Source organism: Pseudomonas sp. 1L-B-1-E-C1 (genome assembly GCF_057291835.1).
Genome location: NZ_JBXAWN010000016.1, coordinates 21,459 through 38,043 on the forward strand (window position 1 = coordinate 21,459; position 16,585 = coordinate 38,043).

A 16,585-nucleotide genomic window follows, 5' to 3' on the forward strand; every position below is an offset into this window, starting at 1 on the left:
AGGGCTTGAGCCCAATGCGCGAAGTACCAGCGGAAGTCTATTTTGCGGGCGCGATTATACGGGCGGTCATCGCATTCGAGGCAACCAGCAATCGGGCATCTAAACCCACAAGCTCGCGCAGCATTGACATCCACTTTGATACGACGCTTTGATTACAAAGACTGAACATCAGCGGAGTGACCATCATGGAATACGACATGAAACTGATCGACGACGCCGTCCTTGCTCTCCTGGCAGCTTATAGCTCCGACGACGGCAATGCGTGGAAGGGCTATGACTTCGAGATCATGAACCGCTTGCACGAACAGGGTTTGATCAGTAATCCGGTGAACAGGAACAAGTCGATATGGTTGACGAAGGAAGGGTTGGAGCGAGGGCGGGAGATTGCTGAGCGGATGTTTGGAGTGAAGAAGTAGGATAGGCCAGCGCCCGATTTTGTAGTTGCGCTGTGGCTCGACAAGATAACGCCAGGTTTGGTCATGGCTCGTCATGGCGATATGCATACGATTGTTGGTGGTGCGGTTGCACGCAGATCTGCAGGCGAAACGGTAGCGAGTTACTGGATAAGGAATCGGAGGATTTTTGCATTGGGACATCTTCTGAATGAACCACAACTGACTAGGGTTAGAGATGCCTTATCAGAGCCTTTCAATCATTTCCCCACTGATTACGACTACGTCGTTCGTCAGCTAGGGGGCGTTGATCCAGCGGTGCTCTACAAGATTTTTTATTCAGAAGTAGCACCTGTGTGTTTCACAAACATTGCTGCAGTTCTGCCCACTGTATGGACTGGGTTCGACCCTGATTGGCTCAGATCCGAGATAGAGGAGAGGCTCGCGGCGCGATGGCGCAATTGGTTTCGCAGGCAGTACGACAAATTATTGGTGCGTTGGTTGGAGTACAACTATGACTACATGTGGAAGGAGATAGCCTCCAGGCTATGAGGCCGGGGTCACGAGTTACGTAGGTAACGTTTGGTGCCCAGCGACTGGGGGGGGAACCAGCATTTTAGGTGTCTCCGATGCAGTGATTTCGACTGCTTCAACTGCTCCCCGGTCAGTACAAGGGTTTAATGATCAGCATTGCACCAACCACTTTCCTCCAGACGAAAAAAAGGCCTTGCTTTCGCAAGGCCTTTTTCTCTGTGTTGGTGCCCCGAGGGAGACTCGAACTCCCACTCCTTTCGAAAACGGATTTTGAATCCGCCGCGTCTACCAATTCCGCCATCAGGGCTCAATGGCGGCGAAGTATAGAGAGGTGATTACCGTTGGTCAATCACGTTTCATGGTCAATTTTCGATATTTCCGCTAGACTTTCCGGCCCTGCTAGACGAACCCCATCATGCGCGTTGCTGACTTTACTTTCGAGCTTCCTGATTCGCTGATCGCCCGCCATCCGTTGGCCGAGCGTCGCGGTAGTCGCCTGCTGACCCTCGATGGGCCGAGCGGCGCCCTGGCACACCGTCAATTCACTGATTTGCTTGAGCATTTGCGCCCGGGCGATTTGATGGTGTTCAACAATACCCGGGTGATTCCGGCGCGGCTTTTCGGGCAGAAAGCGTCCGGCGGCAAGCTGGAAATTCTCATCGAGCGCGTGCTCGATGCGCACCGCGTGCTGGCTCATGTGCGCTCCAGCAAGTCGCCGAAGCCGGGTTCGAAGATCCTTATCGACGGCGGTGGCGAAGCCGAGATGCTCGCGCGTCACGATGCGCTATTCGAGCTGGGTTTTGCCGAGGAAGTGTTGCCGCTGCTCGACCGCGTCGGGCACATGCCGTTGCCTCCTTATATAGACCGCCCGGATGAAGGCTCGGATCGCGAGCGTTATCAGACCGTGTATGCCCAGCGTCTGGGCGCGGTGGCGGCGCCGACGGCGGGGCTGCATTTCGATGAGCCGTTGATGCAGGCGATTGCCGCCAAGGGCGTCGAGACGGCGTTCGTCACGTTGCACGTCGGCGCGGGGACGTTTCAGCCGGTGCGGGTCGAAAAGATCGAAGATCACCACATGCACAGCGAGTGGCTGGAAGTCGGCCAGGACGTGGTCGATGCGGTCGCTGCGTGCCGTGCGCGTGGCGGTCGGGTGATTGCGGTCGGCACCACCAGTGTGCGTTCGCTGGAAAGTGCGGCGCGCGATGGTGTGCTCAAGCCGTTCAGTGGCGACACCGACATCTTTATCTACCCTGGCCGGCCGTTTCATGTGGTCGATGCTCTGGTGACCAATTTCCATTTGCCGGAATCCACGCTGTTGATGCTGGTTTCCGCGTTTGCCGGTTATCCCGAAACCATGGCCGCCTACAAGGCCGCCGTGGAAAACGGTTACCGCTTTTTCAGCTACGGGGATGCGATGTTCATCACCCGCAATCCCGCTCCAACTGCCCCTGAACAGTCGGGCCCAGAGGAAACAGAATGAGTCGCGAATGTCGAATGTCCTTTGAGCTGCTGGCCACCGATGGCAAGGCTCGTCGTGGTCGCCTGACCTTTCCCCGTGGCACCGTCGAGACCCCGGCATTCATGCCGGTCGGCACCTACGGCACGGTCAAGGGCATGCTGCCGCGCGACATCGTCGCCACTGGCGCGGAAATCATTCTGGGCAACACCTTTCACCTGTGGCTGCGTCCCGGCACTCAAGTGATCAAGGAACACGGCGACCTGCACGATTTCATGCAGTGGAAAGGCCCGATTCTCACCGACTCCGGCGGCTTTCAGGTGTTCAGCCTCGGCGCGATGCGCAAGATCAAGGAGGAGGGCGTGACCTTCGCTTCTCCGGTCGACGGCGCCAAGGTGTTCATGGGCCCGGAAGAGTCGATGCAGGTGCAGCGCGATCTCGGTTCCGACATTGTGATGATCTTCGACGAATGCACGCCGTACCCGGCTGACGAAGACGTCGCGCGCGTATCCATGGAGTTGTCGTTGCGTTGGGCCCAGCGTTCGAAGAATGCTCACGGTGACAACACTGCAGCGCTGTTCGGCATCGTCCAGGGCGGCATGCATGAAAACCTGCGCATGCGCTCGCTCGAAGGCCTCGACAAGATCGGCTTCGACGGCCTCGCCATCGGCGGTCTGTCGGTGGGCGAGCCGAAGCACGAAATGATCAAGGTGCTGGATTATCTGCCGGGTCAGATGCCCGCTGACAAACCTCGTTACCTTATGGGCGTTGGCAAACCGGAAGATCTGGTTGAGGGTGTGCGCCGCGGGGTGGACATGTTCGATTGCGTGATGCCAACCCGTAATGCCCGCAATGGGCATCTGTTCATCGATACCGGTGTGCTGAAGATCCGTAACGCGTTCCATCGCCATGATGAATCGCCGCTGGATCCGACCTGCGATTGCTACACCTGCCAGAACTTCTCGCGCGCTTATCTGCATCACCTGGACAAGTGCGGCGAAATGCTCGGCAGCATGCTCAATACCATCCATAACTTGCGCCATTATCAGGTGCTGATGGCTGGTTTGCGCGAGGCTATTCAACAGGGTACATTGGCCGCCTTTGTCGATGCCTTCTACGCCAAACGCGGACTTCCCGTCCCGCCTTTGGACTGAGTTTTCTGACCCCAAGATTCAACATTTGCAACTGGAGTGCTAAATGAGCTTTTTTATCTCTAACGCCATGGCTGACGCAGCTGCACCGGCTGCTGCAAGCCCAATGGGCGGCGGCTTCGAGTGGATTTTCCTGGTCGGCTTCCTGGTCATCTTCTACCTGATGATCTGGCGTCCACAGGCCAAGCGCGCCAAAGAGCAGAAGAACCTGCTGAGCAGCCTGCAAAAGGGTGACGAAGTCGTGACCACTGGCGGCATCGCCGGCAAGATCACCAAAGTTGCCGATGACTTCGTCGTCCTGGAAGTCTCCGACACCGTGGAAATGAAGTTCCAGAAAGGCGCTATCGCCGCCACGCTGCCAAAAGGCACGCTGAAAGCGATCTAAGAGCAACAACTTCTACTCAATCGACGGGGCGCGCAAGGCGCCCCGCGTTCATAACGGGCGGCGTGATGCTGAACAAATACCCTCTGTGGAAATACATTCTGATCCTGGCGGTGCTGGCGATCGGTCTGATTTATTCCGCTCCCAATCTTTACCCCGATGACCCGGCCATTCAGATCAGCGGCGCCAGCACGGCTCTGCAGGTCAATGACGCCGATCTGGCTCGCGTCAGCACAGCGCTGAAAGAGTCCGGCATCAACGTCAAGGCGGCCACTTTGACCGCGGGCGGCAAGGGCGGTCTGATCCGTCTGAGCAAGGCTGAAGATCAGCTGCCGGCCAAGGACGTTGTGCGCAAGGCATTGGGTGACGACTATGTTGTCGCGCTGAACCTGGCACAGACCACTCCGCAATGGCTGCGCAACCTCGGTGCGCACCCGATGAAGCTGGGTCTGGACTTGTCCGGTGGTGTGCACTTCCTGCTCGAAGTGGACATGGACAAAGCCCTCGATGCGCGCCTGAAAGTCTACGAAGGCGACGTCAAGAGCCTGCTGCGCAAAGAGAAGCTGCGCTATCGCAGCCTGCCGCAACTGGGCGGTGCCATTCAGTTGGGCTTCAGCGATGAAGACTCCCGCGAACAAGCCCGTGCGCTGATCCGCAAGAACTTCAACGATTTCGACATTGTTCCGGCCGACCTCAACGGTCAACCGGTGCTGCGTCTGGCGATGACCCCGGCCAAGCTGGCGGAAATCCGTGAATACTCCATCAAGCAGAACCTGACCACGGTCCGTAACCGTGTCAACGAGCTCGGTGTTGCCGAACCGATCGTCCAGCGTCAGGGCGCCAACCGCATCGTGGTTGAGCTGCCGGGCGTACAGGACACTGCCGAAGCCAAGCGTATTCTCGGCAAGACGGCCAACCTCGAGTTCCGTCTGGCCGCTGAGCCGGGCGCTTCGAAAGCCACTTCCGAATCGTTCGAATTCCGCGAAGGCAACCGTCCGCCAGCGCAGATCGAGCGTGGCCTGATCATCACCGGTGACCAGGTGACCGACGCCAAGGCCGGTTTCGGCGAGCACGGCACGCCTGAAGTGAACATCCGTCTGGATGGCCACGGTGGCGAGCTGATGAGCCGCGCGACCCGTTCCAACGTCGGCCGCAGCATGGCGGTGATCTTCATCGAGCAGCGCCCGGTCACCACTTACACCAAGCAAGTGGTTGATGGCGTCGAGAAAGACGTCGCGGTGCAGACGTTCAAGGAAGAGAAGAAGATCATCAGCCTGGCGACCATCCAGTCGCCGCTGGGTGCACAGTTCCGTATCACTGGCCTGAACGGTCAGGGCGAGTCGTCCGAACTGGCGCTGCTGCTGCGTGCCGGTGGTCTGGCTGCACCGATGTACTTCGCTGAAGAGCGCACAATCGGTCCGAGCCTGGGTGCTGACAACATCACCAAAGGTATCGATGCGTCGCTGTGGGGCATGCTGTTCGTGTCGCTGTTCATCATCGCCATCTACCGCTTCTTCGGCGTCATCGCCACCGTCGCACTGGCGGTGAACATGGTGCTGCTGCTGGCGTTGATGTCGCTGCTTGGCGCCACGCTGACCCTGCCGGGTATCGCCGGTATCGTCCTGACCATGGGTATGGCGGTCGACGCCAACGTACTGATCTTCTCGCGGATTCGTGAAGAGATCGCCGCCGGTATGACGGTGCAGCGGGCAATCAACGAAGGCTTCGGCCGGGCATTCACCGCGATTCTCGACGCCAACCTGACCACCTTGCTGGTCGGCGGCATTCTCTTCGCCATGGGCACCGGCCCGGTGAAGGGTTTCGCAGTGACCATGTCCCTCGGGATCTTTACCTCGATGTTCACGGCCATCATGGTGACCCGCGCAATGGTCAACCTGATCTTTGGCGGACGTGACTTCAAGAAGTTGTGGATTTAAGGGGCTGCCATGTTACGTACAATCAACTTCATGGGCGTTCGCAACTTCGCGTTCGGCGTCACCGTGTTGCTTACCGTCATTGCCTTGTTCAGTGTCGCCACCAAGGGCATGAACTGGGGTCTGGACTTCACCGGCGGTACGCTCATCGAGCTGACCTACGAGCGTCCGGCCGATGTCACCAAGGTGCGCGAGCAGCTGGCGACTTCCGGTTATCACGAAGCCGTGGTGCAGAACTTCGGCGCCACGACTGACCTGCTGGTGCGCATGCCGGGTGAAGACCCGCAGCTGGGTCATCAGGTTGCCGAAGCGCTGCAGAAGATCGGCGGCGATAACCCGGCGACGGTCAAGCGTGTCGAGTTCGTCGGCCCGCAGGTCGGTGAAGAGCTGCGCGACCAGGGCGGCCTCGGCATGCTGCTGGCGCTCGGCGGCATCCTGATCTACCTGGCGTTCCGCTTTCAGTGGAAGTTCGCGGTCGGCGCCATCGTGTCGCTTATTCACGACGTGATCGTCACCGTGGGTATCCTCTCGTACTTCCAGATCACCTTCGATCTGACGGTACTGGCGGCGGTGCTGGCGATCATCGGTTACTCGCTGAACGACACCATCGTCGTTTTCGACCGGGTACGTGAGAACTTCCGCGTGCTGCGCAAGGCGACGCTGATCGAGAACATCAACATCTCGACCACCCAGACCCTGCTGCGCACCATGGCCACGTCGATCTCCACGCTGCTGGCGATCGCCGCGCTGCTGTTCTTCGGCGGCGACAACCTGTTCGGCTTCTCCATCGCGCTGTTCATCGGTGTACTGGCGGGTACCTACTCGTCGATCTACATTGCCAACGTGGTGTTGATCTGGCTGAACCTGACCACCGAGGATCTGATTCCTCCGGCCAACACCGAGAAGGAAGTCGACGACCGTCCATAACGGCCAGCGATTTCCCGGCTGTCAGCCAGCAAAAGGCGCGAGTTGAACTCGCGCCTTTTTTTGTGCTCCAAGGCTGGGAGAAGCGCGGGCGCGTCCCGCATGTGATGGTCAGGAGGTTCATGTGAACAAGTCGATGCTGGTTGGTGCGGTATTGGGTGCTGTCGGTGTCACAGCCGGGGGTGCTGTTGCCACCTACAGCCTGGTTAAAAGCGGCCCTGAGTATGCGCAAGTATTAGCCGTTGAGCCGGTCAAGACACAGATCAAGACTCCACGTGAAGTATGCAAGGATGTAACCGTGACCCGGCAGGCGCCGGTCAAGGATCAACACCAGATTCTCGGCACGGCAATTGGCGCCGTAGCCGGTGGTTTGTTGGGTAATCAGGTGGGCGGCGGTACCGGCAAGAAGATTGCCACCGTGGCCGGTGCAGTTGGCGGCGGTTATGCCGGTAACAAGGTGCAGGAAGGTATGCAGAACCGCGATACCTACACTACCACCCAAACCCGTTGCAACACGGTCAATGACATCAGCGACAAGGTCGTCGGTTACGATGTGCGTTACTCGCTCGATGGCAAGGAAGGCAAAGTGCGGATGGATCGTGATCCGGGCAACCAGATTCCGGTCGACAAGGAAGGCAAGCTGATCCTGTCGCAGAATGAGCCAGCTCAGTAAGATTCCACTGTTATGAAAGAAGCACTCTGCGGGGTGCTTTTTTTGTGCCCGCGATTCAGGGCTATCCATGATCCTCTGTGGGAGCGAGCCTGCTCGCGAAAGCATTCCGACAGTCGACATTGATGTCGGCTGATGCACCGCATTCGCGAGCAGGCTCGCTCCCACAGGGAATTGTGGTGTATGGAATTGCGGGCATAAAAAAACACCCCGAAGGGTGTTTTTTTCGTTTCGCGGAAAGCTTAACGCTTCAACGAAGCCGGCAGGTGCGGCTGGATCGCCGTCAGCACTGCCTTGAAGCATTTGGTGTTGCCGGCAACGATGTGGCCTTTCTCGAGGAAGTCGTGACCGCCGGTGAAATCGCTCACCAGACCGCCAGCTTCCTGGATCAGCAGGGCGCCTGCAGCCATGTCCCACTCGGACAGGCCCGACTCCCAGAACGCATCGAAACGACCGGCAGCCACGTAGGCCAGGTCCAGGCTCGCCGAGCCGGCGCGGCGGATGCCAGCAGTCTGGCCAACCAGGGCGCGGAACATGCCCAGGTAGTTGTCGAGGTTGTCCATCTGATCGTCACGGAACGGGAAGCCAGTGCCGAGCAGGGCGCCGTCGAGGCTGGTGCGACCGCTGACGCGCAGACGGCGACCGTTCAGTTGAGCGCCGCGACCACGGCTGGCGGTGAATTCTTCCTGGCGAACCGGGTCCAGCACCACTGCGTGTTCCAGGCGGCCACGATATTTGCAGGCGATGCTCACTGCAAAATGCGGAATGCCACGGAGGAAGTTGGTGGTGCCGTCCAGCGGATCGATGATCCACAGGTACTCTTCGCCTTCGATGCCGGTGCCGGCGTGCAGGCCGGTTTCTTCACCCTGGATCGAGTGATTCGGGTAAGCCTTGCGCAGGGCATCGATGATTTTCTGTTCAGCGGCGCGATCGACCTCGGATACGTAATCCTTGGCGTCTTTTTCGTCGACCTTGATGGTATCCAGGCGCTCGATGGAGCGGAAGATCAGTTCACTGGCGCTGCGGGCGGCGCGCAGCGCGATATTCAGCATGGGCTGCATGGATGTGTCACCTAAGGTTGTTAAAGAAAGCCGCGCATTCTATCAGAACTTTTCTTCAGGTGAAGGACGCTGTTCGCTTTCATAGCTTAACGGTAGGCTGTTCTGTAAGATTTGCCCCCCTTTCCTGTGTCCGAGAGCGCCTCCCTTGCTGCAGAACATTCGTGTCGTCCTGGTCAACACCAGCCACCCCGGCAACATCGGCGGGGCCGCGCGCGCCATGAAAAACATGGGTCTGTCGCGACTGGTGCTGGTCGAACCGCGGGTCTTCCCGCACCACGAGGCCGATGCCCGCGCCTCTGGTGCCGGTGACATCCTTGAAAACGCGCAAGTCGTCGCCACGTTGGAAGATGCTCTGGTCGGCTGCAATCTGGTGCTCGGCACCAGCGCCCGCGACCGGCGTATTCCCTGGCCGCTGCTGGATCCGCGCGAATGCGGCAACAAAGTGGTCGAGGAAGCCGGGCAGGGCGCCGAGATTGCTTTGGTGTTCGGCCGTGAAGATTCCGGCCTGACCAACGAAGAGCTGCAGCGATGTCACTTCCACGTGCACATCCCTTCCGACCCGACCTTCAGTTCGCTGAATCTCGGGGCGGCGGTGCAGGTGTTGAGTTATGAAGTGCGCATGGCCTGGCTGGCCGCACAGGGTCAGCCAAGCAAGGTCGAGAAAGAAGAAGTGGCCTCGGTGAAAAGTGCCGAGCTGGCGACCATGGATGAGCTGGAGCGATTCTATGAACACCTTGAGCAGACGCTGGTTGCCATCGAATTCCTCGACCCGGAAAAACCGCGGCACTTGATGGCGCGCCTGCGTCGGTTGTATGGACGCAGCTCGGTCAGCCGGGCGGAAATGAATATTTTGCGTGGCATCCTCACGGAAACCCAGAAAGCGGCCCGTGGCGAGCTTCTAAAGCGGAAGGATTGAATGATGTTTGAGCGTTTGCGTGAAGATATCCAGAGCGTATTCCATCGAGACCCGGCGGCGCGTAACGCTTTTGAAGTCCTGACCTGCTACCCCGGCATGCATGCGATCTGGATTCATCGACTGGCCGGCATGCTCTGGCGCAACGAGCTGAAATGGCTGGCGCGACTGGTGTCGAACTTCGGCCGCTGGCTGACCGGTATCGAAATTCACCCGGGCGCCAAGGTCGGTCGGCGTTTCTTCATCGACCATGGCATGGGCATCGTCATTGGTGAAACCGCCGAGATTGGCGACGACGTGACCATCTATCAAGGTGTGACCCTCGGCGGCACCAGTTGGAACAAAGGCAAGCGCCACCCGACGCTGGGTGATGGCGTGGTGGTTGGGGCCGGCGCCAAGGTCCTTGGCCCGTTCACGGTCGGTGCAGGCGCCAAAGTCGGTTCCAATGCTGTGGTGACCAAGGAAGTGCCGCCGGGCGCCACCGTGGTGGGGATTCCGGGGCGCATCATCGTCAAGAGCGATGAAGAGCAGGACGCCAAGCGCAAGGCTATGGCGGAAAAAATCGGCTTCGACGCTTACGGTGTCAGCGAAGACATGCCCGACCCGGTGGCCCGCGCCATCGGCCAGTTGCTTGATCATCTGCAAGCGGTGGACGGGCGTCTGGAAGGCATGTGCGGCGCGCTGAAGGACCTGGGCAGCAATTACTGTGCGAAAGATCTGCCTGAGCTGCGCGAAGAAGACTTCGCCTGCGTGAAGGGCAAAGACGAATCCAAAGCCGGATAGCATGCCCCTGTAGGAGCTGCCGAAGGCTGCGATCTGTTGATTTTGCCTTTAAGATCAAAAGATCGCAGCCTTCGGCAGCTCCTACAGAGGCGTCCCGGCAGCTGATGTGCCATTGGGCTGCAGACCCTGCTATCATTCGCGCGCTCTTTTGCGGGTAAACCCGACTAAAGCACTAGGTCTTATAGTTGACTTAAATGCTCGGGAATTGCATACTCCCGCCCATTCCGAACTCCGTGGTAACTGTCCATGCGACTGACTACAAAAGGCCGATACGCCGTGACCGCCATGCTTGACCTGGCGTTGCACGCGCAGCACGGGCCGGTGTCTCTGGCCGATATCTCCGAGCGCCAAGGCATCTCCCTGTCCTACCTCGAACAGCTGTTCGCCAAGCTGCGCCGCAGCAACCTGGTTTCCAGTGTTCGCGGTCCGGGTGGTGGCTACCAGTTGTCCCGCGACATGCAGGGCATCCAGGTCGCCCAGGTGATCGATGCGGTGAACGAATCGGTCGATGCCACCAAGTGCCAGGGCCAGGGCGATTGCCATTCCGGTGATACCTGCCTGACCCATCATCTGTGGTGCGACTTGAGCCTGCAGATTCACGAATTTCTGAGCGGTATCAGCTTGGCCGACCTTGTGACTCGCCGTGAGGTACAAGAAGTGGCCCAGCGTCAGGACCAGCGCCGTTGCAGCAGCAAGGCGCCACGCCTGGACAAGATTGAAGCGTCCGCCGTCGAATGACAGCCGAAGAGCTACCCGCGGCACGCCAGCCCTGATTTAGGAGATAGTCCATGAAATTGCCGATTTACCTTGATTACTCTGCAACCACCCCGGTTGATCCGCGCGTTGCGCAGAAAATGAGTGAATGCCTGCTGGTCGACGGAAACTTCGGTAACCCGGCGTCCCGTTCCCACGTGTTCGGCTGGAAAGCTGAAGAGTCCGTCGAAAACGCACGTCGTCAGGTGGCCGATCTGGTCAACGCCGACCCGCGCGAAATCGTCTGGACCTCCGGTGCCACCGAATCCGACAACCTGGCGATCAAGGGTGCGGCACATTTCTACGCCTCCAAGGGCAAGCACCTGATCACCAGCAAGATCGAGCACAAGGCTGTCCTCGACACCATGCGCCAACTGGAGCGTGAAGGTTTCGAAGTGACCTACCTCGAGCCGACCGAAGACGGTCTGATCACTCCGGCAATGATCGATGCGGCCCTGCGCGAAGACACCATTCTGGTGTCGGTAATGCACGTCAACAACGAAATCGGCACCATCAACGACATCGCCGCCATCGGCGAGATGCTGCGCGCCAAGGGCGTGCTGTTCCACGTCGACGCCGCTCAGTCTACTGGCAAGGTCGAAATCGATCTGCAGAAGCTGAAAGTCGACATGATGTCGTTCTCCGCCCACAAGACTTATGGCCCTAAGGGCATCGGCGCGCTGTACGTCAGCCGCAAGCCGCGTGTGCGCATCGAAGCGGCCATGCACGGCGGCGGTCACGAGCGTGGCATGCGTTCCGGCACCCTGGCGACCCACCAGATCGTCGGCATGGGTGAGGCGTTCCGCGTAGCCAAGGAAGACATGGCCGCTGAAAACGTGCGCATCAAAGCCTTGAGCGATCGCTTTTACCAGCAGGTCGAGCATCTGGAAGAGCTGTACGTCAACGGCAGCCTGACTGCCCGCGTTCCGCACAACCTGAACCTGAGCTTCAACTACGTTGAAGGCGAGTCGCTGATCATGGCGCTCAAGGATCTGGCGGTATCGTCCGGTTCGGCCTGCACCTCGGCGTCGTTGGAGCCGTCGTATGTACTGCGCGCCCTGGGCCGCAATGACGAACTGGCACACAGCTCGATCCGCTTTACCTTCGGCCGTTTCACCACCGAAGAAGAAATCGACTACGCCGCGCAGAAAGTCTGCGAGGCCGTTACCAAGCTGCGCGCTCTGTCGCCGCTGTGGGACATGTACAAAGACGGCGTCGATATCTCGAAAATCGAGTGGGCGGCACACTAAATATAGAAGCCGCCAGATACAGATCCTGTAGCGACGCGGCGGTTTACGCAGCGCAGTTGCAGGGTCTCAAGAGCGGCCCTGATGAGTGAGGATTAGAATCATGGCTTACAGCGAAAAGGTCATCGACCACTACGAAAACCCGCGCAACGTCGGCAAGATGAACGCGGAAGATCCTGATGTCGGCACCGGCATGGTCGGCGCTCCGGCGTGCGGCGACGTGATGCGTCTGCAGATCAAGGTCAACGATCAGGGCGTTATCGAAGACGCCAAGTTCAAGACCTACGGTTGCGGTTCGGCCATTGCCTCCAGCTCCCTCGCCACCGAGTGGATGAAAGGCAAGACCCTGGACGAAGCCGAAACCATCAAGAACACTCAGCTGGCCGAAGAACTGGCCCTGCCGCCAGTGAAAATCCACTGCTCCGTGCTCGCAGAAGACGCTATCAAAGCGGCAGTTCGCGATTACAAGCAGAAGAAAGGCTTGATCTGACTTTCAAGATTTGGCGACGAGTAAGGAGTCACCGATGGCTATCAGCATGACAGAAGCGGCTGCTCGACACGTGCGGCGCTCCCTCGACGGGCGCGGCAAAGGTGAAGGGATTCGTCTGGGTGTTCGCACCACAGGCTGTTCCGGCCTTGCCTACGTGCTGGAGTTTGTCGACGAGGTAGTGGCGGAAGATCAGGTGTTCGAGAGTCACGGCGAAAAAGTGATCATCGACCCTAAAAGCCTTGCCTACCTGGACGGCACCGAGCTCGATTTCGTCAAGGAAGGGTTGAACGAAGGCTTCAAGTTCAACAACCCCAACGTGCGCGGTGAGTGTGGCTGCGGCGAAAGCTTCAACATCTGAGGCTGGTCGTGGGTATTCCTTGTCATTTCGCTTTATTCGAGCTGCAGCCGGGCTTCCGCCTGGATCTCGAGCAGTTGGCCACGCGCTACCGTGAGTTGGCGCGCGGCGTCCATCCCGACCGTTTTGCCGACGCTTCGGAGCGCGAGCAGCGCTCGGCGCTCGAGCAATCGGCGCGGCTCAACGACGCCTACCAGACGCTCAAGAGCCCGGCCCAGCGCGCACGCTACCTGTTGAAAATCAGCGGGCATGAAGTGCCGATGGAAGTCACCGTCCACGATCCCGAGTTTCTTCTGCAGCAAATGCAATGGCGCGAAGAGCTCGAAGATCTGCAGGACAGTGCCGACCTCGACGGTGTCGCGGTATTCAAGCGTCGCTTGAAGGCAGCTCAAGAAGAACTCAATGAGAGCTTCGCAGCCTGTTGGGATGATGCAGCGCAACGTGAACAGGCCGAACGCCTGATGCGGCGCATGCAGTTCCTCGACAAGCTCACCTACGAAGTGCGCCAGCTGGAAGAGCGCCTCGACGATTAACCCAGTGCTGCCCTGATTGCACGCTGACAGACAGACAAGACCTGATCACCATGGCTCTACTGCAGATCGCCGAACCCGGCCAAAGTCCTCAACCGCACCAGCGTCGTCTGGCTGTGGGGATCGACTTGGGTACTACCAATTCGCTGGTCGCTGCGCTGCGCAGTGGTCTTTCCGAGCCGCTGGCCGACGCCAACGGGCAGGTCATCCTGCCGTCCGCCGTGCGTTATCACGCCGACCGCGTCGAAGTCGGCGAGTCGGCCAAGCTCGCCGCATCCTCTGATCCTCTGAATACCGTGCTCTCGGTCAAGCGCTTGATGGGTCGTGGTCTGTCCGACGTCAAGCAATTGGGCGAACAGCTGCCGTACCGCTTTGTCGGCGGCGAATCGCACATGCCGTTCATCGACACCGTGCAAGGCCCGAAAAGCCCGGTTGAAGTGTCCGCCGATATTCTCAAGGTCCTGCGTCAGCGTGCTGAAGCGACCTTGGGCGGCGAACTGGTTGGCGCGGTGATCACCGTTCCTGCCTACTTCGACGATGCTCAGCGTCAGGCGACCAAAGATGCCGCCAAGCTTGCCGGTCTGAACGTGTTGCGTCTGCTCAATGAGCCGACCGCTGCTGCCGTGGCTTACGGTCTGGATCAGCACGCCGAAGGTCTGGTGGCGATCTACGACCTGGGTGGCGGTACTTTCGATATTTCGATTCTGCGTCTGACCGGCGGCGTTTTCGAAGTTCTGGCCACTGGCGGCGACAGTGCGCTGGGCGGCGATGACTTCGATCACGCGATTGCCGGCTGGATCATCGAGAGCGCTGGCTTGTCCGCCGATCTCGATCCTGGCGCACAACGCAATCTGCTGCAAACCGCCTGCGCGGCCAAAGAAGCCCTGACCGACGCGGCCAGTGTGGAAGTGGCTTACGGCGACTGGAAAGCACAACTGACCCGTGAAGCCTTCGATGCGCTGATCGAGCCAATGGTCGCGCGCAGTCTGAAAGCTTGCCGCCGCGCCGTTCGTGATTCCGGCATTGAGCTGGAAGACGTCCACGCCGTGGTCATGGTCGGCGGTTCGACCCGCGTGCCACGTGTTCGTGAAGCCGTTGCCGAAGCCTTCGGTCGTCAGCCATTGACGGAAATCGACCCGGATCAAGTGGTGGCCATCGGGGCTGCGATCCAGGCCGATACCCTGGCTGGCAACAAGCGCGATGGCGGCGAACTGCTGCTGCTCGACGTGATTCCGCTGTCCCTGGGGCTGGAAACCATGGGCGGGCTGATGGAGAAGGTGATTCCGCGCAACACCACCATCCCCGTCGCCCGCGCCCAGGATTTCACCACTTATAAAGACGGCCAGTCGGCCATGGCGATCCACGTCTTGCAGGGCGAGCGCGAGCTGATCAGCGACTGCCGCTCTCTGGCACGTTTCGAATTGCGCGGCATTCCGGCGATGGTGGCCGGTGCGGCGAAAATTCGCGTGACCTTCCAGGTCGACGCCGACGGTTTGCTTAGCGTGTCCGCCCGGGAACTGGGCTCGGGCGTTGAAGCGAGCATTCAGGTCAAGCCGTCCTACGGCCTGACCGACGGCGAAATCGCCAAGATGCTCAAAGATTCGTTCCAGCATGCCAATGACGACAAGGTTGCCCGCGTCCTGCGCGAGCAGCAGGTCGATGCCCAGCGCCTGCTTGAAGCGGTGCAGGGCGCGCTGGAGGCCGATGGCGAGCGCTTGCTCGACGCCGAAGAGCGCATGGTCATCGAACTGCAAATGCAGGAACTGGCCGAACTGATGAACGGTACCGATGGTTACGCCATCGAGCAGCAGACCAAGCGTCTGTCGCAAGTGACCGATGCTTTTGCTGCCCGCCGCATGGATCTGACGGTGAAAGCCGCTCTGTCGGGGCGCAACCTGAATGAAATCGAGGATATCTGATGCCGCAGGTCATTTTTCTGCCCCACGAGAAGTTCTGCCCTGAAGGCATGGTCGTCGAGGCTGCGCCCGGCACATCGATTCTCGAACTGGCCCACGAACACCACATCGAGATGGAAAGCGCGTGCGGGGGCGTCTGCGCCTGCACCACGTGCCACTGCATCATCCGCGAGGGTTTCGACTCGCTGGAAGAGGCCGACGAGCTGGAAGAAGATTTCCTTGATCGTGCCTGGGGCCTCGAAGCGCAATCGCGTCTGGCCTGCCAGGCCATCGTCGGTGAAGAAGACCTCACCGTCGAGATCCCGAAATATTCGCTTAACCATGCGGCCGAAGCGCCGCACTGACTGGTAAGACTGTCATGAGCTACGGTTGGAATGATGTTCAACGCATTGCCGAAGAGCTGGCCGAGGCCCACGAGGGCCTCGATCCATACTCTGTAGGTTTTGTCCGTTTGCAGCAGATGATTCTCGAACTGCCTGACTTCGATAGCACTTCTGGCCGGGTCGGCGAGAAGGTGCTGGAAGCGGTTCAGCAGCTCTGGGCTGAAGAATTGGACTGATCGTCCTCGCAGGTTAGGCAATACCCAAGAACCCGCGTATAATTCGCGGGTTTAATTTTTCGCAAATTACCGTTTCTGGAGTTACACCATGGCTGTTCAACGTACTTTCTCCATCATCAAGCCTGACGCCGTTGCTAAAAACGTGATCGGCAAGATCACCACTCGCTTCGAAGACGCTGGCCTGCGCGTTGTAGCTTCGAAACTGAAGCAACTGTCCAAAGCCGAAGCCGAAGGCTTCTACGCTGAGCACAGCGAGCGCGGTTTCTTCGGTGACCTGGTTGCTTTCATGACTTCCGGCCCGGTTGTCGTTCAGGTTCTGGAAGGCGAAAACGCTATCGCTCGCAACCGTGAGCTGATGGGCGCTACCAACCCTAAAGAAGCTGCTGCCGGCACCATCCGTGCTGACTTCGCTGAATCGATCGACGCCAACGCCGTTCACGGTTCGGACTCCGAAGCTGCTGCCGCTCGCGAAATCGCTTACTTCTTCGCAGCTACTGAAGTAACCACTCGCTAAGCATTGCTTGCAGAGTGAAGG

General features: G+C 59.2%; 20 protein-coding genes and 1 tRNA gene. 19 read left to right on the forward strand and 2 right to left on the reverse strand.

Features of this window, described 5'->3' with window-relative positions; genetic code table 11:
* Nucleotides 1–197: 197 nt before the first annotated feature.
* Together AC0Z4S_RS24340 and AC0Z4S_RS24345 are read left to right on the forward strand one after the other, a co-directional pair.
* A complete protein-coding gene (locus tag AC0Z4S_RS24340; protein WP_485624876.1) occupies nucleotides 198–416 on the forward strand; it encodes a DUF6429 family protein in 219 nt (72 codons plus the stop codon).
* 171 nt (nucleotides 417–587) lie between these two features.
* Nucleotides 588–944 carry a DUF7079 family protein gene (locus tag AC0Z4S_RS24345; RefSeq protein WP_485624918.1) on the forward strand — a complete coding sequence of 119 codons (357 nt, stop codon included), beginning with the start codon at nucleotides 588–590 and terminating at the stop codon, nucleotides 942–944.
* A gap of 204 nt (nucleotides 945–1,148) precedes the next feature.
* On the opposite strand, the gene AC0Z4S_RS24350 is transcribed toward AC0Z4S_RS24345, so the two are convergent.
* Nucleotides 1,149–1,233: transfer RNA gene (locus tag AC0Z4S_RS24350), tRNA-Leu, on the reverse strand.
* Nucleotides 1,234–1,341: 108 nt separating this feature from the next.
* Here AC0Z4S_RS24350 and queA point away from each other — a divergent pair.
* The 6 genes from queA to AC0Z4S_RS24380 all read left to right on the forward strand — a co-directional run bounded on the left by queA (nucleotide 1,342) and on the right by AC0Z4S_RS24380 (nucleotide 7,446).
* The gene (gene queA / locus AC0Z4S_RS24355) at nucleotides 1,342–2,406 is read left to right on the forward strand and encodes a tRNA preQ1(34) S-adenosylmethionine ribosyltransferase-isomerase QueA (protein WP_083353529.1); all 1,065 of its coding nucleotides are present in this window, start codon (nucleotides 1,342–1,344) and stop codon (nucleotides 2,404–2,406) included.
* A gap of 14 nt (nucleotides 2,407–2,420) precedes the next feature.
* Nucleotides 2,421–3,536, forward strand: a complete 1,116-nt coding sequence (tgt, locus tag AC0Z4S_RS24360) for a tRNA guanosine(34) transglycosylase Tgt (protein WP_160768392.1) — start codon at nucleotides 2,421–2,423, stop codon at nucleotides 3,534–3,536.
* 43 nt (nucleotides 3,537–3,579) lie between these two features.
* Entirely contained in the window at nucleotides 3,580–3,918 is a 339-nt protein-coding gene (gene yajC / locus AC0Z4S_RS24365; RefSeq protein ID WP_016773317.1) for a preprotein translocase subunit YajC, read from the forward strand.
* A 65-nt stretch (nucleotides 3,919–3,983) separates the two neighbouring features.
* On the forward strand, nucleotides 3,984–5,852 hold the full coding sequence (gene secD / locus AC0Z4S_RS24370; protein ID WP_016773318.1) for a protein translocase subunit SecD: 1,869 nt from the start codon (nucleotides 3,984–3,986) through the stop codon (nucleotides 5,850–5,852).
* A gap of 9 nt (nucleotides 5,853–5,861) precedes the next feature.
* Nucleotides 5,862–6,776 (forward strand): protein translocase subunit SecF, encoded by a 915-nt coding sequence (gene secF / locus AC0Z4S_RS24375; RefSeq protein ID WP_253495694.1) that lies wholly within the window; start codon nucleotides 5,862–5,864, stop codon nucleotides 6,774–6,776.
* A gap of 121 nt (nucleotides 6,777–6,897) precedes the next feature.
* The gene (locus AC0Z4S_RS24380; protein ID WP_253495692.1) at nucleotides 6,898–7,446 is read left to right on the forward strand and encodes a glycine zipper 2TM domain-containing protein; all 549 of its coding nucleotides are present in this window, start codon (nucleotides 6,898–6,900) and stop codon (nucleotides 7,444–7,446) included.
* Between the two features lie 239 nt (nucleotides 7,447–7,685).
* Here the strand turns inward: AC0Z4S_RS24380 and suhB are convergent, their stop codons facing one another.
* A complete protein-coding gene (gene suhB, locus AC0Z4S_RS24385; RefSeq protein WP_016773320.1) occupies nucleotides 7,686–8,504 on the reverse strand; it encodes a type III secretion system regulator SuhB in 819 nt (272 codons plus the stop codon).
* A 145-nt stretch (nucleotides 8,505–8,649) separates the two neighbouring features.
* On the opposite strand from suhB, the gene trmJ reads away from it, so the two are divergent.
* The 11 genes from trmJ (at nucleotide 8,650) to ndk (ending at nucleotide 16,564) form a co-directional block, all read left to right on the forward strand.
* Complete coding sequence (gene trmJ / locus AC0Z4S_RS24390) at nucleotides 8,650–9,420, forward strand: tRNA (cytosine(32)/uridine(32)-2'-O)-methyltransferase TrmJ (protein ID WP_073473313.1); 771 nt, start codon at nucleotides 8,650–8,652, stop codon at nucleotides 9,418–9,420.
* Between the two features lie 3 nt (nucleotides 9,421–9,423).
* The gene (gene cysE, locus AC0Z4S_RS24395) at nucleotides 9,424–10,200 is read left to right on the forward strand and encodes a serine O-acetyltransferase (protein WP_007964422.1); all 777 of its coding nucleotides are present in this window, start codon (nucleotides 9,424–9,426) and stop codon (nucleotides 10,198–10,200) included.
* A gap of 246 nt (nucleotides 10,201–10,446) precedes the next feature.
* The gene (gene iscR, locus AC0Z4S_RS24400) at nucleotides 10,447–10,938 is read left to right on the forward strand and encodes a Fe-S cluster assembly transcriptional regulator IscR (RefSeq protein WP_016773323.1); all 492 of its coding nucleotides are present in this window, start codon (nucleotides 10,447–10,449) and stop codon (nucleotides 10,936–10,938) included.
* 50 nt (nucleotides 10,939–10,988) lie between these two features.
* Entirely contained in the window at nucleotides 10,989–12,203 is a 1,215-nt protein-coding gene (locus tag AC0Z4S_RS24405; RefSeq protein WP_485624877.1) for an IscS subfamily cysteine desulfurase, read from the forward strand.
* A 100-nt stretch (nucleotides 12,204–12,303) separates the two neighbouring features.
* A complete protein-coding gene (iscU, locus tag AC0Z4S_RS24410; protein WP_003227907.1) occupies nucleotides 12,304–12,690 on the forward strand; it encodes a Fe-S cluster assembly scaffold IscU in 387 nt (128 codons plus the stop codon).
* 34 nt (nucleotides 12,691–12,724) lie between these two features.
* Nucleotides 12,725–13,048, forward strand: a complete 324-nt coding sequence (gene iscA / locus AC0Z4S_RS24415) for an iron-sulfur cluster assembly protein IscA (protein WP_003227904.1) — start codon at nucleotides 12,725–12,727, stop codon at nucleotides 13,046–13,048.
* 8 nt (nucleotides 13,049–13,056) lie between these two features.
* The gene (gene hscB / locus AC0Z4S_RS24420) at nucleotides 13,057–13,578 is read left to right on the forward strand and encodes a co-chaperone HscB (protein WP_485624878.1); all 522 of its coding nucleotides are present in this window, start codon (nucleotides 13,057–13,059) and stop codon (nucleotides 13,576–13,578) included.
* A 50-nt stretch (nucleotides 13,579–13,628) separates the two neighbouring features.
* Nucleotides 13,629–15,494 (forward strand): Fe-S protein assembly chaperone HscA, encoded by a 1,866-nt coding sequence (gene hscA / locus AC0Z4S_RS24425; RefSeq protein ID WP_485624880.1) that lies wholly within the window; start codon nucleotides 13,629–13,631, stop codon nucleotides 15,492–15,494.
* Nucleotides 15,494–15,835, forward strand: coding sequence for an ISC system 2Fe-2S type ferredoxin (gene fdx, locus AC0Z4S_RS24430; RefSeq protein ID WP_016773327.1), 342 nt, complete (start codon nucleotides 15,494–15,496; stop codon nucleotides 15,833–15,835). Before hscA ends, fdx begins: the two co-directional genes overlap by 1 nt.
* Nucleotides 15,836–15,849: 14 nt before the next feature.
* Nucleotides 15,850–16,050, forward strand: a complete 201-nt coding sequence (gene iscX / locus AC0Z4S_RS24435) for a Fe-S cluster assembly protein IscX (protein WP_485624882.1) — start codon at nucleotides 15,850–15,852, stop codon at nucleotides 16,048–16,050.
* An 88-nt stretch (nucleotides 16,051–16,138) separates the two neighbouring features.
* Nucleotides 16,139–16,564, forward strand: coding sequence for a nucleoside-diphosphate kinase (ndk, locus tag AC0Z4S_RS24440; protein ID WP_024014216.1), 426 nt, complete (start codon nucleotides 16,139–16,141; stop codon nucleotides 16,562–16,564).
* Nucleotides 16,565–16,585: the final 21 nt, after the last annotated feature.